Below are 19,131 nucleotides of genomic sequence, written 5' to 3' on the forward strand. Positions count from 1 at the left end.
TAGGTAAATAGTTGCGGTGGGAAGGGGTCGGTGTTAGGCCCGCATGGCACGGACCCGGCGCCGCAACTGCTGCAGGCCCCGCGCGGGTGGCTGGGCACTATAGCGCAGGGCGCAATAGAGGTCGGTGATGCGCGCGCAGTCGGCGGCCAGCGCGGGCCATAACCGTGCCACGCGCGCCGCGAAATGACGCGGGCCTTCATACGGTGCGCGGGTAATACCACGCCGCGCAAGCTTGCGGCAAAAGCTGCGGTAGGCCACCAGTGCGGGTTCCACTCGCCCGGCGCGCCGCCACAGCATGACGAGTGCAATCAGCAGCAACGGTATGCCGAGACCAACCAGCAGCGCGGCGGCCAGGCCGGCCCAACCCAGCGCAGCCAGACCCCACTCGGCGAACAACTGCTGCTGGCGGGTCGGACTATAGCCCAGTACCCATAAATTCCAGCGGTTGTTGAGGGCGTCCCAGACAAAACCGAACTGGTGCAGCGCCGCGATCTGCTGTAACTCAAACAACGGCACGATGGCCGCCACTTGTGCCTCAGGCGCAGACAGGCCCAGCTCAATGCGCGCGGGCGAAACGGCGGCCGTGGGGTCAATGCGCACCCAGCCGCGCTGGTTCAGCCATACCTCAACCCAGGCATGGGCGTCGGACTGGCGCACGATCAGATAATTTCCCAGCGGATTGATCTCGCCACCCTGATAGCCGGTGATCACGCGCGCAGGAATACCGGCGGCGCGCATCAGCAGCGCAAAGGCGGAGGCATAGTGCTCGCAGAAGCCGCGCCGCGTGTCGAACAGAAAGCCGTCCATGGCATCGCGCCGGTCATCCAGCCGCGGCGGATTGAGGGTATAAAAAAACGGCTGCTCGCGGAAATGGCGCAACGCGTGGTCAATGACCTGCTGATCGTCTGTGCTCTGCGCGCGCCACGTAGCCGCGAGCGCCTGCAGACGCGGGTTGGTGTTGGCCGGGTAGTGCAGTGCGTCGCGCAATTGACGCGGGTGTGTGGCCGGCAGGTGGTAGTCGGGGTAGGACGTGACCTCATACCGCACGCGGCGCTTGAGCGGCTCATTTGCTTGTAGCAAAAACTCCGGCGTGGTGTGACCGATGTCCGGCACCGTAACCGGCAGATCCAGCGCAAACAGCCAGTTGTGCGCCTGTGGCTCCAGCGTCACGCTGTAACTTACCGGCTCGCCATAGATTTGCACCTGCAATGCCGCTGTTGCGGCAGGCGCAGCGGCGCCCGCCGTCCAGCGGTTACCGTCGGTGAGCGCAAACACCGGGCCGCGCCAGTAGCGCTGGGCGGGTGCCGGCGGCGGGCCGTTAAACTCCACGCGAAAGGCCACCGCGCGCGACAGGCCGAGACGGCTGATCTGCCCCGGCGCCATCACATCATCCAGCCCGGTCTGCGCCCCCTGCCCGTCGAGGGGCAGCCCCCACAGAGGGCCAGCAATGCGCGGAAACAGCACGAACAGCACCAGCATGATGGGCAAGGCCTGCGCCAGCATCACGGCGGCCAGTCGCAGATTGTTCAAGGGTTGCCAGTGCGGGTTTATTTTGTTGAGATCAACCAGTGTTGCGGTCAGGGCGAGCAGCGCGAGCAGCAAATACAAGCCGGTAAAAATAGTCTGCGAATATAAAAATTGGCCGACGATGACAAAGCAGGCGAGAAAAATCACCAGCGTGATATCGCGTCGCGTGCGCACCTCCAGCAACTTGAGGCTGAGCAACACCAGCAACAAGACGATGCCGGCATCGCGTCCGAACACGGTACCGTAGGTGGTGAAGACGCCCCACACGCCGGCCAGCGCCAGCGTCAGGCGCAGTATCCGCCCCGGTAACAGGCCGGGCCGGGGCACAGCCAAGCCGCGCCACACACCCATGGCCAGACAAAACCCGCTGACCCACAGCGGCAGACGTTCGACATGGGGCGCGGCTGTAAACGCGAGCGTAGCCAGCAGCCAATATAAGGTCTGGGCGCGCGGCGGCGTGTCGTATCTCAGCTTCATGTGCCGTACAGCGCCAGTGCGCGCAGGCAGGCATGGTAGTGCGCGTCATCACAGGCGGGCGCAATCTCACGCTCGGGCAGGCGCAGGCCGTAACGCACACCCGCCGCCTGTGCATCCAGCACCCAGCGGCACAAAATACTGAGACGTGTTTCCACATCCAGCTTCGGCAGGGTGTGCCAGTCCAGCCACACGGTCTGGGTGCCACCGCTGTCGAACTGTTTTACCAGCAGTTCATCGCTGCGTGCCGCCGACTTCCAGTGTACGTGATGCAAGGAGTCGCCCGGCTGATAGGCGCGCAGTCCGGTGTAATCATCGGCGCCGCGCCCGGCCAGCGTGTCACCCAGACCGCTGCTGCTAGCGGCCGGCAGCGGCTGTGCGACGGCGGCGGGCCGGGGATATACCAGGCAGCGCAAATCGAGATCGAGCGGTGACCAGGCGCGGAACAGGCCGAGTGGAAATACCGTGGCGAGGGTAAAGCGTCCGAGCGCGAGGTAGCCGCGTTTTGAAGTTGGAAGCGCGAGCGTTATCTGCGCCTGTTGTTCGACATCGGTCCACACCGGTGCGTGTGTCGCCACCTGCACCGCAAGTGCATGGCGCAGATGGCCGGGGTTGTCGAGGCGGAACTGAAACCGTGCGGGTTCGCCAGCGAATACCGGCGGGCAACGACCGGCGCTGACACAGAGGCCTGCGAGATTGCGCCAGGTATGCAGTATCGACACCGTACCCAGGCCACCGAGCAGAAAGGCGAGCGCGTAGGCGAGGCCGTTGTTGTAGTTGACCGCACCCAGCCACAGCGCAAGCAACACCAGCGCAAACATCCAGCCATAACGGGTAGGCAGAATGAACACCCGCCTGCGATCGAGCACCATCGGCCCGGCCTGTGGCCCCTCGCCCTGGAAAAAACGCACCAGGCGAAAGCGGTCTTTCAGCCGGAGTGGAGCGGTGGCGTGCATCGGCAGCCGGAAGGGTCCTACGGGATGGCGACGCTGTTCATCAGGTGCGCGGCGGCGTCCGTCGTGTGCCCCGGCCGGGCTGTTGCGAAGCGCAGCCGATGACCCGCCACCCCGGGCAATACCGCCTGCACATCTTCCGGCAACACGCTGGAGCGACCGTCCATGAGCGCCCAGGCCCGAGCGCAACGCAATAGCGCCAGCCCGGCGCGGGGCGAAAGGCCGGTAAGGTAATCGGGCGCGGCGCGCGAGGCCTCGAGCAACGCCTGTATATAATCGAGCAGCGCATCGGAGGCGTGCACGGCCTGCGCGGCCTGCTGGATATCCAGCAATTGTGCCGTTGTCAGGCTGGGTGTGAGCGCGGCAAGTTGCTCGCGCCGGTCGCGGCTTTTGAGCAGTGTGCGCTCGGCCTGCATATCGGGATAACCCATCTCAATACGCATGGTGAAGCGGTCAAGTTGCGACTCCGGCAGCGGAAAGGTGCCGAGCAGATGACTCGGGTTCTGGGTGGCGATCACAAAAAAAGGCTCGGGCAGCGCCCGGGTCGTACCTTCGAGCGTCACCTGATGCTCCTCCATGGCCTCCAGCAGCGCGCTTTGGGTTTTGGGTGTGGCGCGATTGACCTCATCGGCGAGTATCACCTGCGCAAAGATCGGGCCGGGGTGAAACTCGAAGGCGTTATTTTCGCGGTGATACACCGACACCCCGAGGATGTCTGCCGGCAGCAGGTCGCTGGTGAACTGGATGCGGTTGAACTTGAGGCCGAGGGTGACTGCCAGGACATGGGCCAGTGTTGTCTTTCCCAGTCCCGGCAGGTCTTCTATCAATAAATGCCCGCGCGCGATGAGACAGGTGAGCGCGAGCCGCAACGTCTGCTCCTTGCCCAGAATAACCTGACCCGCCTGCGCCACGACATTGTCGAGTAATGGCTTCATGTTTCCGCACACTGAAAACCCGGTGTGATCAGCATAGGCGATTTAGCGCGGCTTGACGAGTGCTATCCTGTGCAGCCGCGACGCCTTAAAACCAGAATCGCACGCCAGCCAGCACGGCAAAATCTTCGGTGCGCTCGCCTTCACTACGTGCAATATCCGCAGTATCACCGAACATGCGCGTCCAGGATATCCCGACATAAGGTGCGAACTCACGCCGGATTTCATAGCGCAGCCGCAGATCCAGCCCCACGTCGTTGAGACCGCTGCCGACGCCGAACGCTGCCACCTTCTGTGCGGCGGCATTTATCTCAATACCCGGCTGCAGAATCAGACGCTGGGTAAACAACATCTCATAGCTCGCCGACAGGCGCGCCGAGACATCGCCATCTTCGCTGACGAAGAGCGCGGGCGTGACTTCAAACCAGTACGGCGCCAGGCCTTCGAAGCCAAGCACGGCGAAAGCGCGACCGCGATCCTGGCTGGTACCGTAGATCTGGTCGTGACGCAGGCCGACCTGGAAGTCCCAGAATGGGGCCACCATGCGGCTGTACAGGGCCTGCAGCTCCCATTCGCCACCGCTGCCGCCGGCGCGGATGTCTTCGCCTTCGGTCTTGAGCCAGAGCTTGTTGACGTCGGTGCCGATCCAGGCCTGGGCATCCCAGTTGAGTGCATCGGCGCCATTGTTGTTGCGGAACTCCAGCTGCTCCACCAGCAACATGCTGTAGATCTTGTTGTCCTCCACCGGCTCAGGCCAGCCCGGCTCTGCTGCCAGGACGGTTGCGGGCAGTGCCAGCGTGATCAGACCAATTACTTTGCGCCAACTCATGAGCTTGCCCCCCTGGCGTGTTGAGATACGGACACGACGCGAAACATGCCAGCGTCCATATGAAACAGAAGATGGCAATGAAATGCCCAGTTGCCCAGCGCATCCGCAGTGATCAGCGCCGACACGCTCTCGCCGGGCTTCACGCTGATGGTGTGCTTGCGCGGCAGGTAGTCCGCATCACCATTCTCCAGCTCCATCCACATGCCATGCAAGTGGATGGGGTGATCCATCATGGTGTCATTCACCAGTATCAGACGCAGCCGCTCGCCATAGTCGAAGGCGATAGGGGCCCTGGATTCTGAATATTTCTTGCCGTCAAACGACCAGATATAGCGTTCCATGTTACCGGTCAAATGGATCTCGACCTCGCGCCCGGGCTGTCGTTTGTCGTGCACCGGCGTGACACTGCGCAAGTCGTTGTAGACCAGTACGCGGCTGCCGGTATTTTCCAGCCCGCTGCCAGGTTCATGCATGCGGTTACCCGGCATGGGTACGCCGGCCGCGCGCAACTTCGCGCCGCCCATGGCCATGCCTGACATGTCGTGCGGCATAGCGCTACCCGACATGCTCATATCGCCCATGTCATGGTTCATGCCTGACATGTCGTGTTGCATGCCGCCATCAGCGGACATATCCATATCCATGTTCATATCCGACATGTCGTGCTGCATGGCGCCGTCGCCTGACATATCCATGCCTGCCATGTCATGCCCCATGCCCATGTCGGCCATGGTACGCAACGGCCGCGTCCGCCGCTCGGGGATGGCTGCGGTCAGGCCTTCGCGTGCCGTCAGTGTGCCGCGCGCATAACCGCTACGATCAATGGTCTCGGCAAATACGGTATAGGCGCGCTCTTCCTGCGGCTCGACGATCACGTCATAGGTTTCGGCGACGCCGGTGCGGAACTCGTCCACGGTTACGGGTTTCACATTCTGACCATCCACCTGCACCACGGTCATCTTGAGGCCGGGAATACGGACATCAAAATAGGTCATGGCGGCGGCGTTGATAAAGCGCAGCCGTACCCGCTCGCCGGGCCGGAACAGGCCAGTCCAGTTCGAGCCGGGCGCGAGGCCGTTCATCAGATAGGTGTAGGTGTAACCGGTAACGTCCGAGAAATCGGTCGGCGACATGCGCATGCGGCCCCACTGGGCGCGGTCGGCCAGCGTCGCACTCCAGCCTTTTTCAGCTGCATCGCGGAACAGGTCACCCACAGTGCGCTCCTGGAAGTTGTAGTAGTCACTCTGCTTCTTCAGCTTGGCCATGACGTGGTGGGGATCCTCGAAGGTCCAGTCGGAGAGCATCACCACGTATTCACGATCGTAGGAAAACGGCTCTGGCTCCATCGGGTCAATAATCATCGGCCCGTAGTGGCCCAGCTGTTCCTGCATGCCGCTATGGCTGTGATACCAGTAGGTGCCGCTCTGGGTGACCGGAAATTGATAGGTGAAGGTCTCGCCCGGTTTAATGCCGGCGAAACTCACGCCGGGCACGCCGTCCATTGCCGCCGGCAAAAGGATGCCGTGCCAGTGTATGGACGTGTCCTCCTGCAGCTGATTGGTCACGCGCAGGACGGCGTTTTGCCCTTCGCGTAGCCGTATCAACGGCCCGGGGATGGAACCATTGGTGGTGACCGCCCTGGCTTCCTGATCGCCGATGCGCAGCGTGGTGCGCTGGATGAGCAAATCTATCGCGGCATCGGCTGTGGATTGGGGCAGCCCGCCATACTCTGCGGCATAGGCGGGGGCGAAGCGTTCGAGCCCTGTCAGCAGGCCCATGGCGGCCAAGCCTTTTAAAAAGTGGCGCCGTGAGAGGCGCGTGGTTTTACTGTTCATCTCTGAGCTCCATTAGCAGTGGTGCATACGTGTGGCTTGGCGGAGGTGGCAGGGGTGTGATGCAACGCAGCAGGGCGTTGTAACTAATCACACTCGTGCAGTGGCCGAAGCCTGATTAAGCTGCCCGCTTGGCCGGTAAGTGGGTGCGGACAAACTCGAGGATGGTTTTAAACTGGGCGCGGAGGCTCGTAGGGCGGGGATAAATCGGTATCGATGAACGTCAGCGGCGATGCCACAGGGCTGTCCGGCAAGGCGCTGTAAGCAGAAAACAGCATTGCGGGCGTCAATGCCGAGCAGTGGGTGCCACACATGCCGCAGGCATGACCAGCGCCTTTGCAGTCGTTGCTGCCATGGTGCGACTGTTCGTTGCTGGTGCTGTCGCTGTATGTCGCCGACGTGTGCGATGCCGCAGCCGAGTGGCCGCTGTCAGGGGCTGCCAGCAAGGGCTGCAGCGGTGCAGCCAGCAGCATGAAAACCAGCAACAGATGCAGGGGTGCGTAACTAACCATGTTTACATTCTTGGTCTTTCTGGCGAGCGTGTCAAGCGACACTCCGCCTGGGTGGGCCTCAGGCTTGTCCCAAACCCGCTGCTCGCAGAGTGGTTTCATCGGGCCCTCGCCCGGTGCAGCAGGCAGCGAGTTCGCCATTGATCGCCACGGCTGGCAGGCTGCGGATACCGAGTCGTTGTGCGCGCTGGGCCACGCTGCTCTTTTGCATGTCCAGTACGACTATCTCACAGGAGCCACAGCCAAGACGGGTAACCAGATCAATGGTGTCCTGGCACACGGGGCAGCCCGCGCTGAAGACTTCAACGTTGCGTTGTGTGGTCATAAAACCCTCCTTACGGTTGAGCGGAAGAAGAAACACAGGCCGGACAAGACCCTGCCGCAGACCGGGTACGCGGCCAGGCGTTCCACAGCGATGCGGCGACTAACAGCCCCATGCCGGCGAACATGGCAATATCGGAATCAAATGTGAATTTTCCTATCAACAACACGAGCGAGGCGACCAGCCCGGCGAATAATGGGTAATAACCACGGCGTTGCTGTGCTCGCCAGCCCAGCACCATCAAGGACAACAGCAGAAACACCGCTGTCAGCGGCAGCAAATACGGCGTGTAATTGACAAAACCCACGCCCATCGTACCCAGCAGCCCCGAGTACGCGGGCCAGCACGCCGGACACGTCAGCTTGGGCAGTGCAGCAGCGCCGATGGCGGGCAGGGCGACGGAAGCGTCGCGCCAGCTGGTGCGCGCTGTCGACGCTTCCGTCGCCCTGCCTTCACGCAGTGCGGTGGTGATGACATCCACAGTGGGCGCACCCTCGAAGGTTCCTGCGGTGGCGGCATATACACGGCAGGCGCTGGCGGCATCGCCAGGCGGTGCGCCCGTTACATCGCGGCCGTTCACCAGCACCGTGGGCGAGCCGTAGCCTTGTGTAAAGGCGGGGCTGGCCGGATCATCGCGCGCCCACTCCTGCCAGTGCGGTGTGAGCCCGGCCAGGGTAAACGCCTGCAACAGCCGCGCGCGCGCCAAAGACGCGTTAGGACAGGTGCGGAAATAAATCAGTGTTACGGTCATGAGTCACCTTCCAGGGCATCCAGAATCGAGCAGGTGCTGGTGGGGCCATCGCCATGGCAGGAAGCAGCTAGACCGACCAAGGCCTGCTCCATCTGCCGGAGCATGACGATCTTGGCGCGTATGTCGACGATTTTCACTTCAGCGCGCTGGCGGATGTCAGCGCAGGTTGTGCCCGGCGTGACGCGCAGACTCAATAGCTCCTTGATATCTTTCAGGCTAAAGCCCAACGCCTTGGCATGCCGGATGAAGCGCAGCCGTGCCAGCGCGTCCTCCGGGTATTGACGATAACCGGAAGGCCGTCGCGGCGGCTCGGCAATCAGGCCTTCACGCTCGTAATAGCGGATGGTTTCTACGCCCGCGCCGGAGAGACGCGCCAACTGACCGACGGTATATGCAGCCATGCACGATGTTCCTCTCATGTGTAGTACTGTAATCCCTGTACCCTGCTACAGAGTCAAGCAGGGTCGTAGCGAAGGGGGCGGGGAGTATTTAGAAGGGCTGCTTATCGCAGAGTCAGGCCGGGTCTATTTGGATACCGCCCTGAAGACCTTGTTGCAGCAAACTGCTGCCGGCCTGGAGCGGGTTGGCGAGCAGCGCGCGCTCCTGCTCGCCAATGACCTTATAAAGGGCGTCGAGGGCCTGCCGGGTGACATACTGTTCCACCGTTGCCTGATCTTCCTGCACCAAGCCAAACTTGGCAGCCGAACCTGCGTTAGGTATTGTATTGCTGTGCTAGCCTCGCCTTGCCGGTAACGGCCTTGACCTTGGGGCCGAAGCGTTCGGTGAGTGTGGCCTCGGTTTTGCCACGGAAGAACTCGGTAGCCGCCGTGTCACCACCCGTGAGAATGCCCCGGGCATCTTCCACAGTCATCTGTTTGACAGCATTGACCAACGGGGATTTGGCCTCCGGTACGGTGGCCTCGGCGGCACGGTTCATTGACAAAACCAGTTCGTCTGCCTGATTACCCATGCCCATCATGCGCAGCACCTGCTCGGCTTTTTGCAGGCTGGGCGGGAGTGGAATCTTCAAGGCCGCATTACCAAAGAAGCCATCCTTCTGTCCCAGTTGTGCAACGGCAGCCTCAGCACCACGACTGAGCACTTCCTTCAGGCCCGAGTTCATTTCGGCGGGCTTGAGGCTGTCCACGCCCGTCTTTTGAGCAGCTGGTGCCTGGGTGGCGGTGTCAGGCTTCTCGCCCAGTGCATCTTTGAGCGTGCCCCCGAGGCCGCCAAAATCAAAGGCACTGGCAGACATGCTCAAGCTTAGGCTGATCAGCCCAATCATTAAGTTATGCATGGTGTTCCTCCTTTGATACAAAGCGACTAATCGGGCAGCCGCCAGTGCGGATTCCAGGCGACCTCCCACAGATGCTGATCAGGATCCTGAAAATAGCCGGCATAGCCACCCCAAAACGTGGCCTGGGCAGGCTTAACAATCGTCGCGCCGGCAGCCCGGGCCTGCGCTATGACGGTGTCTACTTCGGTCTGCGACGCGACGTTATGCCCGAGTGCACAGCCGGTGGCGCCGGGTGTACCCAAGGCCAGGCCTGACCTGCGGTTATTCGGACGCTGGCTGTGGGCAAATGAAGGCGCAGCTTGGCCCGCTGCGTCCCACCCAAGAGCCATCCGGGCATTGCATGGCGTCCTGGGTACAGAAAACCTGTTCGTCCGGCGCAGCAGGCGTATTGGAGGTGTTCACCTGCCCGCAGGCTGCGAAAAAGGATGCCGTTACTATAACAAGAAGCGCCGGGTAGTTCATTCAGCGAGCTTACCGTGGAGTTGTCGGCGCTATTCCGCGCCGTCTGTGTAGTATCCAATGATAAGCCCCAACGTTCAAGCACGCGCGTCGCCTGGAGCGCTTTGCCGGATGGCGGGCGGCTGCGAAATTAAATTACGCGTGACGGCAGCTTCGGGTCGAGCACCTTTCGCGCACTCTCTGCACCACTTACAGGCAGGCCTGCAGGATCAAGCAGGCCAAGCTGCACCAGCACGCCAGCCTGGTCCCAGTAAATATGTTCATGGGCAATCTTGCCGCCCTCAAACTTTACAATTACTGCGAATGCCGCTTCAACGCGTCTTCCAGTGGGCAACACGCCAGGCAACATCCAGTCGATGACCGTAGTGTGCGTAAACCTGATTACCAGTTCGTCGACAATTTGGTCTTCTCCGATGGTGCGCGACACGCTAATCATCTCAACGTCAGGCGGAAAGAATTTGCCCACCAGATGATTAGCGTAAAAATCGCGCACCCCCTCCTTCCCTACGCCGCCGGTTATCAGCGGCACATTGGTGAGGTGAGGCTGATCCGACATGGTCGCCATCGTGGTTTCAATGTCGCCCTTGAGTTCGGCATCCACATGCTGCTGAAAAAGCTTCAGCATCGCTTCTTGTGACGGTGTCAATGTGTGCATTATTCTGTCCTTTCTGGAAAGATTACGGCGGTTGCGGATTGACGCGGAGCCTTATCGACCTAAGTCGCAGGGGCCAGCCGCTCCTCACACGCGCACTGCGTGCGTAATGAGATACTCACGGCCCCAGCGCACCTTCCCGTCTGCCGCTGCACGGTAACCGGCGAGGAACGTAAGCAGCTCGTCTCGCAGGGCCTCCAGTGCGCTGCCCTGCAGGCTCGTGGCGGCGCGTAAGGTTGGCCCATACCGCGTCGAGAAGAGTGTCCAAATGTCCTCGGGTGAAGCACCGAACTGGGGGCAATCGCCGTGCGTAAAGGCAAGGTCGCGGAACGCGTTGCCGAGGAGTTCGCGCACCTTGTCGGAGTCGCCCCAGTTGAAAGGGCTCGCTACCCCTGCGGGCGGTGGGAAATGCTTGTTTGTGATGCGAAACCAGCCGCCGAGGCCGCCATCGGGAGCCCATGCGAGAAACACGATGCGACCCCCCGAACGCGTAACACGCGCAAGCTCGGCTGCAACCTTGGGCTGGTCAGGAGCAAACATGTGGCCACAGGTGGAGAGCACGACATCGAAGCTCGCGTCCGCGAAGGGCAGCGCCTCCGCATCGGCTTCGCGAAAATCAATGTCGTCGAAGCCTTGCTGCTGAGCCTTGGTTCGAGCGACCGCCAGGAGTTCCGGGGTCAGGTCTGCGCCGGTCACGTGCGCGCCGCGCTCGCGCGCTGCGATGGCCGTGATGCCCGTGCCAGTGGCAAGGTCCAGCACACGCTCACCGGGCCGGAGCTTGGCGACACGCAGCGTCTGGTCCGTCGAAACCGTGAGGCCGTCAGCGATGCTGTCGTAATCGCCCAGCGCCCACGTAGCACGCTGCTTCTGTTTGAGCTCAGTGAGGTCGGTCATGGGTTCTCTCCTATGTCGTGAGCTGAAGGGCTGCGGTGTCCCCCGATGTTTGGTGTTAGCTGGATTTGCATTGTTAGGCGCTTCATACGCGAATGATGTTGCCCTTCAATGAATAGAGGATGGCGATGACATCATTTTTTGTGGCTTCATCCAATTTATGGTTGTTCATCGCGCCGACAATGTCATCCATCACCGCCAAATACTCCTGTTCACTGATGTTCATGCCCTTGTGTGCGGCAAGCATGTCCTTACCCGTGTAGGGTTCCGGGCCGCCGGAGCCTGCGCAGAAAAATTCGCGTGCCATCCGTTTGGCGTGCTCCATGTCTTTGATGTTCTCGAAGCGGGTTTTGACGATGGGGTTATCCAGATGTGCAGCGATGAGATCGTCGACGAGGCTGGCAATGCCTTCGGCTCCGCCAAGTCGTTGATAAAGTGTAGTAGTCATGATGCAATACCTCTCTATTTCTGATGGGGCCAAATAAGAAAATCAGGTGGTTGCTGTGCTCAAGCGCAACCAACCGCCTAACGTCAAGCTTCAGTCGGCCGAGCGAAGGTAGGCGGGACGCACTTGTTGGGCATTCATTACGTAACTGGATAGTGCATTACTAAGACAGCTCATTGGCGAGAGCTCTTAGTAGTGTCGCCCCATCACCACGCCACGCGCTGCCGTGCATACAGGCAAGCGTTGTTGGCTCAGTGGAGGCCAACCGCTCAAGCATCGCACGCGTGTTCTTCGTATGTGAGAAATAATCCATTCTGTGCCGAAAAGCTTCGCTGGGCCCGAGAATGTCCGATTCTGTGATGGGTGGAAGATCAGCGCCGCCCTGTGTGAACAGATCGCCGCATAACAATGTCCGGGTTCGTTCTTCCATCAAAAAACCACATTCCCATGCGTGCGGTAAATGCGGGGTATCGAACCAGCGCACGCGGTGTTTGCCCAAAGAAAGCACCTCATTGTCCGCAAGGGCGCGAGGACTCCGATCAGCAAGATCTTGGACTGATACCATAGCCGCGACTGTACCACAGAGAGGCATGGATTGCGGGGCTACGGCAAGCCATTCGTTGAGTGAGCCACACTCATCCGCCTCTACATGAGAAAAGGCAATATAACGAAGCCGTCCGACCGGCAGTACGCTCGCGACCGCTTCACGTACAATCGGAAACATCTTTCGAGGTCCGGTGTGGAATAACAATGGTTCGTCATCCATAATAAGGTACTGGTTAAAGGAGAAGCCAGCTCCACCTTCAAACACAACCGGCGTATTAATGCGATAAATACCATCGGTAATTTCATGCACGTTCGTCCCCGTCTGGCTATTTGTAATGGTCATTATTGCCTCTTGGTAAGAAAATTCACTTCAGGCGGTAACTGTTAGTCTGATCTTGCCCAACGGTGCGGTTGAGGCGAGCATGTCAAGTGTAAGGCCTGACCCGCATGCCCTCCCTCGCGGGCATGCGGCGAACGAAGCGATGACTTTCTCGACTAGATTTGCCAATTCTATCAACGACCCGCGAATCAAAATCAAAATCAATGGGGTCAGACTCAAATCAATGGGGTCAGACTAATCAATGGGGTCAGACTCGATTGATTCTCACGCTGGTTCATCGCGCCTCCAAGCCTTCAGTTCCCGCGAAGAACGCTCGAATGAGATCGAGACGCTCACTGTGGATGTCGGCATTCGAGTCCATGAAAGGATGGGCATAGTCAGGCCGAACGATGGCCCGGCCGCCCCGCGTCTCGGCAACATCGAGGAGATCCTGAGAGCTCTGCCTCGGCACAACGGTGTCCTGTTCGCCCGCGATCAGGAGAAATCGAGCGCCGTCTTTCGGGAAATTGACAACAGGGTCGTATTGCTCCGGGCAACCCAGGTGCGAGACGCGGCTTGGAGTCGAATCAATCACGGCACGATCAAAGTCGATGCCCGATCCGACGACGTTGAGCAACACGACGCCGCCAAAAGAAATGCCGTAGAGGAAGCGCTTACCCTTGGCCGATGCACCGATGCGGGCGAAAAGCTCCTGATAGTCACTCACCATTGCCTTAAGCCGCCGATTTCCCTCGGAGCCCCCGTAACCGCGATAATCAAATATATATACGTCAAGGCCCGCCCGTGAGAAGCCGGCCAGACTCGAAAGCAGCTGGTCGGCCAGCATCGCGTTACCTTGAGCCACCAATATAGAGCCGATAACAGCCCCGTCAGTGGCGGTACTCCTGAGCTTGTAACCCCTCAAGAGACGGCCATCCTTTGTCCTATGCACCATGGGCTCAGCATTTGGAACCTGGCCGGCAGTGGCTGGATTCGGCGTTCCGGCGGCAATGCTCCATGTCCAGAAGGCAAAAGGCTCTCGAAAAAAGCCGCAGACGCTTTCCTCAAGCTTCTCTGATTCAGTTGCCGGGGAAGTTGTGGCAGTGGTCACAAGGACGAGTGCCGCGAGTATCAGGCGAAGAAGCTGCATATACCGAAAATCAGAATCAATGCAGAACCAATGGGGTCATGCAGAACCAATGGGGTCAGACTCGATTGATTCTCAAGATAGAAACGGTAATCTGCGTCGGCACAGAAGATTTCTGTACGGTTGTTGCCGCGCAGGATGATATGTTGCGGTTGGCCGGGAATCACAAATCTAGGTATGCGCGCCATTGCCTGCCTCCAGCTTCATAGGAATAGGTACTGTCCTACGTTTTCAATCATATATCAATCGAGTCTGACCCCATTGATTCCACACCTCCGAGCTCGTTAGCCCAAGGTGTCAACTAAATCGGGGGAAGTTTACAGTCCGAGTTGAAGCTGTTGTTAGCCATCAGTTATTTCTTGGGCGTGACCAATTACAGAATCTATGGGTAAGACGCGCATTCTCCGGCACCGTTTTACCACCGCGCCAATACTGTTCTATGTGGTCAAGGGCAGCATCATCTACCAACTGAATTTGTTGACCACATATTTCACATGTTGGATTTAAATCAAATATTTCTCGCTTCAGGCTATAACTAAAACAGCGCGGTTCTCGATGCTGAATCCCGATTACTTGCTGGAGCGCACTGCGCCATTTATCGAATCTTTTGGTGATTGCCTGAATCGAACTTGTGGACAACTCGATTGAGTCTATGAACTCTTGGTCGGACGTCATTAAATAGATTAACGCCTCGCGAACAGCGTCAAGATTTTGGAATACCCGATTCTTATCCTCCTTTGCAAAGGAATACATCAAAATATCGTACAGCGACGCATTAAACACCTTCGGTTCCCAATGACCGTTTGGGTCAGTTTCCGTGCCTTTGTAGTAGCGTTTAAATGCGTTGGCTCCGAGAACAGACTTGACGAGATGAACTGAATTTCTAAACGCTGCTTCCAGTTCTGCTGAATCAGAATCAGAAATAAACTGATGTTTTTCCATTTCCCTATTTAAGAAGCTACGCATAGGGGGCTTATAGTTCAAGTATGTCTGGTGAAAGAACGCAGAAAATCTCAAAACCAGTTCCACATCTTTCATCCGCTTGTCTGGCGCAGAGATACCCATAAGTGCGGTGAACTCAGAACTTGTTGCCAGTTTCTTTAGCAGATGGTTGTACGGGCCTCTGTAGATACAGTTGCGAAGCTCCTGATCATTTAATGAAACTGAACCTGTATTGAGTCTTTCGAATATTTCAAATTTCAAATTAGGATCGGATTCCTTACGGAAGGTAATTGTGCGGATTTTGCAATAACGAACTTTGTCCTGATCTGCCTCGGGCAGCTCTGCAAAATGCTTCCGATTGTACTCCGCAAAAACTTTTAGCCCAGAAAGGCGGAAATCCGCACCATCTGGAAACTTTCCGTCTACGAACGAAAAGAATGATGTAAGTCGTTGCTGCCCATCAATTACGTATTCGTTTCCATCATTCTCTTGTGAGATGTAGACCACAGGGAGCGGGATATCCAACAGAGCAGATTCGATAAGCCGGCTAGATTTTTTGGGATCCCATACAAACTGGCGCTGAAAATCTGGCTGGATTACGAGTTTGCCTCGTTTCCACTTGTTGTAAAGTGACTCTATTTCGGGATCACCTTGATCTGTAAATATCTTGTTCCGCCCAGCTTGAACATCAGCTTCTTCGACCTCTTCTTCAAGAGGTGTTTCGAATTGCAGTTCATCTTCTTCCATCAGTGATGGCTCCTTACAGACTAATTATTGATGGCTAACGTGCAAGCTCAGCGGACTGGCAAAAAGCGCAGCTTTTTGCCAGTCCGCTGGAGCACAGTGTTAGGCGAGAATTTTAACCGGGTGATGTTTTTCATATTCACGATTAATTTTTCTAACTCTATGAATTGTTTTAGGAGACGAAGACACGCTGACAAACATCAGGGAGTGCCAGTAAATTGCAGTAGAATACCCACTTAGGAGGCGTTCGCGAATGCGCGCAAAGTCATCGGGGAATTTTTTTCGTCGGTGATGTTGAAACACGGTGACCACAGTATAGGGAGATATCGATTTGATCAGCCTATCAAGATCGGAGTAGCGGACGTGCTTATCAGAAGAACTACGTTCGGGCTCAAAACCATTGTCTGGATCAAGGAAAATAACCTGGTCTTGGCTGGTTTCAATGCCTGCGAAAAATGAGTTGTGACTGTTACCGTTCAGGGCTTCATTTGGCTCATGAAAGCTGACCTTGTACTGCGCGCCTGTTGTGGCTGGCAACCCCAGCACTAACCCAGGGTCTCGGCTGGAACGCAAATGGTTACAGAAATTCAGTATCTCTTGTCTCGCAGGAAATAATTCGGGTGCAGTGTTTCCGTCTGGCCCATTGTCATCGGGCGTCATCATCCACGCGATCTTGAGGTGGCTATAGCCAAGGGCTTCAACAAGATAATGGTGGTAGTCCCACTTGAAGCTGTCTTTTGAGTCACCGAGATATTGGCGCTTCATTTGGTTTGATCGCCTAACGTAGAGGTGACCGGCGCTGCGCCGCTTTTTGGCGCAGCGTCCAGCGACCAAAGGGAGCGAGGTTGAGCGCCATGTTATGCATAACCACTTTCCAGCGCGCGCACATGTTTGAGATGGCCCCACCCGCCGCAGGGTGTGTTTTTGGACATGCGACGAACATTAAGCACCTTGCCACCACCAAGATCAAGCCGAGCAGGTGCTGTTGTGTAAGCCACGGATTTGCGAGGATGTTTCCACCGGAACGAATAATAGTCACCGCGTGGACGAAGATTAAAGCGATCTTTTTTGTAAGGGTCGCGGGCGTCAAATACCCATATCATATTTCTATAAAAACGCTCTCTAGTCTCTATTTCATCAACGGAAATTCCAGAGCACTGCAATTCAATAACGGTGCCACCAGGGAGCACAGCATCTGCTCTGTGGTTTTCACCATCTTTAGACATGAATACTTCAAGGGAAGCGCCAAGTGTTTTTAGGTAATGCTGCCACCGAATATGCCAAGCAGACGGGCTTTCTGCCCACGGATCGCAATCAACACCTGAAAGGTGACGCCAATGCCACATAACAATTTGCCCGCAACAAGCGACCAACTCCCCACCGCAACCGGGACAGATTGTCCGTTGACCGGAGAACTCCGGCTCAATAGTGGCCCCCTGTTCAGTGGTGAAGCAGATCATGAGCCTATTTGGTTTCCAGAGGTGGCATATATAGGTGCTCTATGTGATGCATTTCAAGACTGCAAGAATGATGAGGAGCGCAACGGTTTGGTAAGCCAGATTCGCTTTGAGGCACAGGTATTTCCCGATATGCATAACGCAGAGTTCAGCGGGACTCCGGCAGCATTATCGCCGGAGGCTCCGCTGGAACGCCGGGTTGGGCCTGGCGCACAGGAGGGCTGAGATATGCAAACAGCGAAAGAGCGAGAAGAAGCGTTTCGCCGCGACTTAGCGGAACTGCTGGCAAAGCACAAGGCCGAACTGAACATCGCGGACGACGGCAAGAGCTACGGAATGCACAGCGGAATCGCCGAGGTAACGATGATGAGCGAATGGGACGAGGCAGGGAATCAGACCGCCGACTACACGGAATTTCGGATATGAGGCCCAACGTAAAGTAGACACCAATAAAGTACTAAATAGTTTAGCACACTGGTGTACTAAACTATTTTTAATGAGATATTGCTTTATAATCAAAGTTGGCATAAATTTATCACACCATTTCCCGGTTTTTAGTACACCGTCCTAAAAATGCCCAACGAATCTCAGAAATCCCCGAAGCTTATGGAGCAGGTGCGCGACTGTTTGCGGGTTAAGCATTACAGCCTGCGTACCGAGCGTGCTTACATGGACTGGATTAAACGCTTTATTTTGTTTCATGACAAGCGTCATCCGGAGAAAATGGCGGTGGCCGAGGTGGAGGCGTTTCTTTCGCATCTCGCGGTGGCGCGCGAGGTGTCGGCTTCGACCCAGAACCAGGCGAAAAGCGCTTTGCTGTTCCTGTATAAAGAGGTGCTGGGTATTGAGCTGCCTTGGCTGGAAAATGTGACGCGCGCCAAGACGCCACAACGTTTGCCGGTGGTGCTGACAGAGGACGAAGTGCGGCGCGTGCTGGGTAAGATGGAGGGCACGCTTTGGTTGATGGTCAGCTTGCTGTATGGCACGGGTATGCGGCTGATGGAGTGCGTGCGATTGCGCGTGAAGGATGTGGATTTTCAACGCGGCGAAATTACAGTGCGCGAGGGCAAGGGCTTCAAGGATAGAGTGACGATGCTGCCGCAGATTTTGTTTGAACCATTGAAGCATCACCTGGACCGGGTGCGCGAGGTGCATAAGAACGACTTGGCACAGGGTTATGGCAAGGTCTATCTACCCAATGCACTGGCGAAAAAATATCCGAATGCGGCAGCTGAGTGGGGATGGCAATATGTGTTTCCGGCGCGTGGACTTTCTACCGACCCGCGCTCCGGCGAGGTGAGGCGGCATCATGTGGACGAGAAGCTGATTCAGCGTGCAATGAAGCGGGCGGTGCAAGAGACGGATATCGTTAAGCCGGCGACGCCGCACACCCTGCGCCATTCCTTTGCCACGCATTTGCTGCAGGCCGGTTACGACATCCGTACGGTGCAGGAGCTGCTTGGCCACAAGGATGTGCAGACGACGATGATTTATACTCATGTATTAAACCGCGGCGGGAAGGGTGTGCAGAGCCCGCTGGATCAGTTGCTTTAAGGGAGGGAAGAGGGTGTACCGTGGGGGTGCTGCCCCATGCTATACTTGTATAGCATTAGTAGGAGGACACGATGTTAGCCCTGAGATTATCCCCCGAGATTGAGCAGCGTTTGGAAAAGCTGGCGCAGAAAACTGGCCGCACCAAGAGCTATTATGCCAAAAAGGCGATCACCGAGTTTTTGCAGGACGAGGAAGATTACCTGCTCGCCTTGACGCGCCTGGAAAAGAGTAATCCCCGCATTTCCCTGGAAGAGGTCGAGCGCCAACTTGGTTTGGAAAGTTGAGTTTGACAGCGCCGCGCTGAAAGACTTAAAGCGCCTGGATCAAACTGCTCAGCGGCGTATTGTCCACTATCTGCGCGAACGCATCGCCATAGAAGAAAATCCGCGCCGCTTGGGCAAGGCTCTGCACGGAGATAAATCAGGGCTCTGGCGTTACCGCGTAGGTGACTATCGCTTGCTTTGCCGTATTGAAGACAACATATTAATGGTTCTCGTCATAGCTGTTGGACATCGTAGCGGCGTTTACAAAAACTAGATGCATGTATTG

Annotated in this window: 24 protein-coding genes and 1 pseudogene; 4 read left to right on the plus strand and 21 right to left on the minus strand. The window is 57.4% G+C overall.

Annotation, left to right across the window (positions count from 1 at the left end; genetic code table 11):
* Window positions 1-33 precede the first annotated feature (33 nt).
* The 21 genes and pseudogenes from Q8L89_08865 to Q8L89_08965 all read right to left on the minus strand — a co-directional run bounded on the left by Q8L89_08865 (window position 34) and on the right by Q8L89_08965 (window position 17,031).
* Window positions 34-2,004, minus strand: a complete 1,971-nt coding sequence (locus tag Q8L89_08865; protein ID MDP1709156.1) for a DUF3488 and transglutaminase-like domain-containing protein — start codon at window positions 2,002-2,004, stop codon at window positions 34-36.
* Entirely contained in the window at window positions 2,001-2,957 is a 957-nt protein-coding gene (locus tag Q8L89_08870) for a DUF58 domain-containing protein (GenBank protein MDP1709157.1), read from the minus strand. Before Q8L89_08870 ends, Q8L89_08865 begins: the two co-directional genes overlap by 4 nt.
* 17 nt (window positions 2,958-2,974) lie before the next feature.
* Complete coding sequence (locus Q8L89_08875) at window positions 2,975-3,889, minus strand: MoxR family ATPase (protein ID MDP1709158.1); 915 nt, start codon at window positions 3,887-3,889, stop codon at window positions 2,975-2,977.
* An 85-nt stretch (window positions 3,890-3,974) separates the two neighbouring features.
* Complete coding sequence (locus Q8L89_08880) at window positions 3,975-4,715, minus strand: copper resistance protein B (GenBank protein ID MDP1709159.1); 741 nt, start codon at window positions 4,713-4,715, stop codon at window positions 3,975-3,977.
* Entirely contained in the window at window positions 4,712-6,550 is a 1,839-nt protein-coding gene (locus Q8L89_08885) for a copper resistance system multicopper oxidase (protein MDP1709160.1), read from the minus strand. The genes Q8L89_08880 and Q8L89_08885 overlap by 4 nt, the downstream gene beginning before the upstream one ends.
* A 167-nt stretch (window positions 6,551-6,717) precedes the next feature.
* Window positions 6,718-7,158, minus strand: coding sequence for a hypothetical protein (locus Q8L89_08890; protein ID MDP1709161.1), 441 nt, complete (start codon window positions 7,156-7,158; stop codon window positions 6,718-6,720).
* Entirely contained in the window at window positions 7,118-7,381 is a 264-nt protein-coding gene (locus tag Q8L89_08895; protein MDP1709162.1) for a thioredoxin family protein, read from the minus strand. Before Q8L89_08895 ends, Q8L89_08890 begins: the two co-directional genes overlap by 41 nt.
* A 10-nt stretch (window positions 7,382-7,391) precedes the next feature.
* Complete coding sequence (locus tag Q8L89_08900) at window positions 7,392-8,129, minus strand: hypothetical protein (protein ID MDP1709163.1); 738 nt, start codon at window positions 8,127-8,129, stop codon at window positions 7,392-7,394.
* On the minus strand, window positions 8,126-8,530 hold the full coding sequence (locus Q8L89_08905) for a heavy metal-responsive transcriptional regulator (protein MDP1709164.1): 405 nt from the start codon (window positions 8,528-8,530) through the stop codon (window positions 8,126-8,128). The genes Q8L89_08900 and Q8L89_08905 overlap by 4 nt, the downstream gene beginning before the upstream one ends.
* A 112-nt stretch (window positions 8,531-8,642) precedes the next feature.
* A complete protein-coding gene (locus Q8L89_08910) occupies window positions 8,643-8,813 on the minus strand; it encodes a DUF4197 family protein (GenBank protein MDP1709165.1) in 171 nt (56 codons plus the stop codon).
* A 28-nt stretch (window positions 8,814-8,841) separates the two neighbouring features.
* Window positions 8,842-9,384 (minus strand): DUF4197 domain-containing protein, encoded by a 543-nt coding sequence (locus Q8L89_08915; protein ID MDP1709166.1) that lies wholly within the window; start codon window positions 9,382-9,384, stop codon window positions 8,842-8,844.
* 68 nt (window positions 9,385-9,452) lie between these two features.
* A pseudogene (locus Q8L89_08920) lies at window positions 9,453-9,680 on the minus strand (VOC family protein).
* 335 nt (window positions 9,681-10,015) lie between these two features.
* Window positions 10,016-10,540, minus strand: a complete 525-nt coding sequence (locus Q8L89_08925; GenBank protein MDP1709167.1) for a nuclear transport factor 2 family protein — start codon at window positions 10,538-10,540, stop codon at window positions 10,016-10,018.
* An 84-nt stretch (window positions 10,541-10,624) separates the two neighbouring features.
* Window positions 10,625-11,431, minus strand: coding sequence for a methyltransferase domain-containing protein (locus Q8L89_08930; protein ID MDP1709168.1), 807 nt, complete (start codon window positions 11,429-11,431; stop codon window positions 10,625-10,627).
* An 82-nt stretch (window positions 11,432-11,513) separates the two neighbouring features.
* Entirely contained in the window at window positions 11,514-11,876 is a 363-nt protein-coding gene (locus tag Q8L89_08935) for a group 1 truncated hemoglobin (protein MDP1709169.1), read from the minus strand.
* Between the two features lie 160 nt (window positions 11,877-12,036).
* Window positions 12,037-12,762 carry an MBL fold metallo-hydrolase gene (locus Q8L89_08940; protein ID MDP1709170.1) on the minus strand — a complete coding sequence of 242 codons (726 nt, stop codon included), beginning with the start codon at window positions 12,760-12,762 and terminating at the stop codon, window positions 12,037-12,039.
* Window positions 12,763-13,033: 271 nt separating this feature from the next.
* The gene (locus tag Q8L89_08945; GenBank protein ID MDP1709171.1) at window positions 13,034-13,888 is read right to left on the minus strand and encodes an alpha/beta fold hydrolase; all 855 of its coding nucleotides are present in this window, start codon (window positions 13,886-13,888) and stop codon (window positions 13,034-13,036) included.
* Window positions 13,870-14,073 carry a hypothetical protein gene (locus Q8L89_08950; protein ID MDP1709172.1) on the minus strand — a complete coding sequence of 68 codons (204 nt, stop codon included), beginning with the start codon at window positions 14,071-14,073 and terminating at the stop codon, window positions 13,870-13,872. Before Q8L89_08950 ends, Q8L89_08945 begins: the two co-directional genes overlap by 19 nt.
* A gap of 160 nt (window positions 14,074-14,233) precedes the next feature.
* Window positions 14,234-15,574, minus strand: a complete 1,341-nt coding sequence (locus Q8L89_08955; GenBank protein ID MDP1709173.1) for a DUF262 domain-containing protein — start codon at window positions 15,572-15,574, stop codon at window positions 14,234-14,236.
* Window positions 15,575-15,673: 99 nt separating this feature from the next.
* Complete coding sequence (locus tag Q8L89_08960; GenBank protein ID MDP1709174.1) at window positions 15,674-16,336, minus strand: hypothetical protein; 663 nt, start codon at window positions 16,334-16,336, stop codon at window positions 15,674-15,676.
* 92 nt (window positions 16,337-16,428) lie between these two features.
* A complete protein-coding gene (locus tag Q8L89_08965; protein MDP1709175.1) occupies window positions 16,429-17,031 on the minus strand; it encodes a competence protein CoiA family protein in 603 nt (200 codons plus the stop codon).
* A 225-nt stretch (window positions 17,032-17,256) separates the two neighbouring features.
* On the opposite strand from Q8L89_08965, the gene Q8L89_08970 reads away from it, so the two are divergent.
* From Q8L89_08970 to Q8L89_08985, 4 genes are all read left to right on the plus strand, one after another.
* On the plus strand, window positions 17,257-17,454 hold the full coding sequence (locus Q8L89_08970) for a hypothetical protein (protein MDP1709176.1): 198 nt from the start codon (window positions 17,257-17,259) through the stop codon (window positions 17,452-17,454).
* Between the two features lie 147 nt (window positions 17,455-17,601).
* On the plus strand, window positions 17,602-18,582 hold the full coding sequence (locus Q8L89_08975) for an integron integrase (GenBank protein MDP1709177.1): 981 nt from the start codon (window positions 17,602-17,604) through the stop codon (window positions 18,580-18,582).
* Window positions 18,583-18,653: 71 nt separating this feature from the next.
* Window positions 18,654-18,866, plus strand: coding sequence for a TraY domain-containing protein (locus Q8L89_08980; GenBank protein ID MDP1709178.1), 213 nt, complete (start codon window positions 18,654-18,656; stop codon window positions 18,864-18,866).
* Window positions 18,850-19,119, plus strand: a complete 270-nt coding sequence (locus Q8L89_08985; protein ID MDP1709179.1) for a type II toxin-antitoxin system RelE/ParE family toxin — start codon at window positions 18,850-18,852, stop codon at window positions 19,117-19,119. Before Q8L89_08980 ends, Q8L89_08985 begins: the two co-directional genes overlap by 17 nt.
* The last annotated feature ends 12 nt before the right edge of the window (window positions 19,120-19,131 follow it).

Source organism: Gammaproteobacteria bacterium (assembly GCA_030680605.1).
In the GTDB taxonomy this organism is placed as follows: domain Bacteria; phylum Pseudomonadota; class Gammaproteobacteria; order SURF-13; family SURF-13; genus JAQBXX01.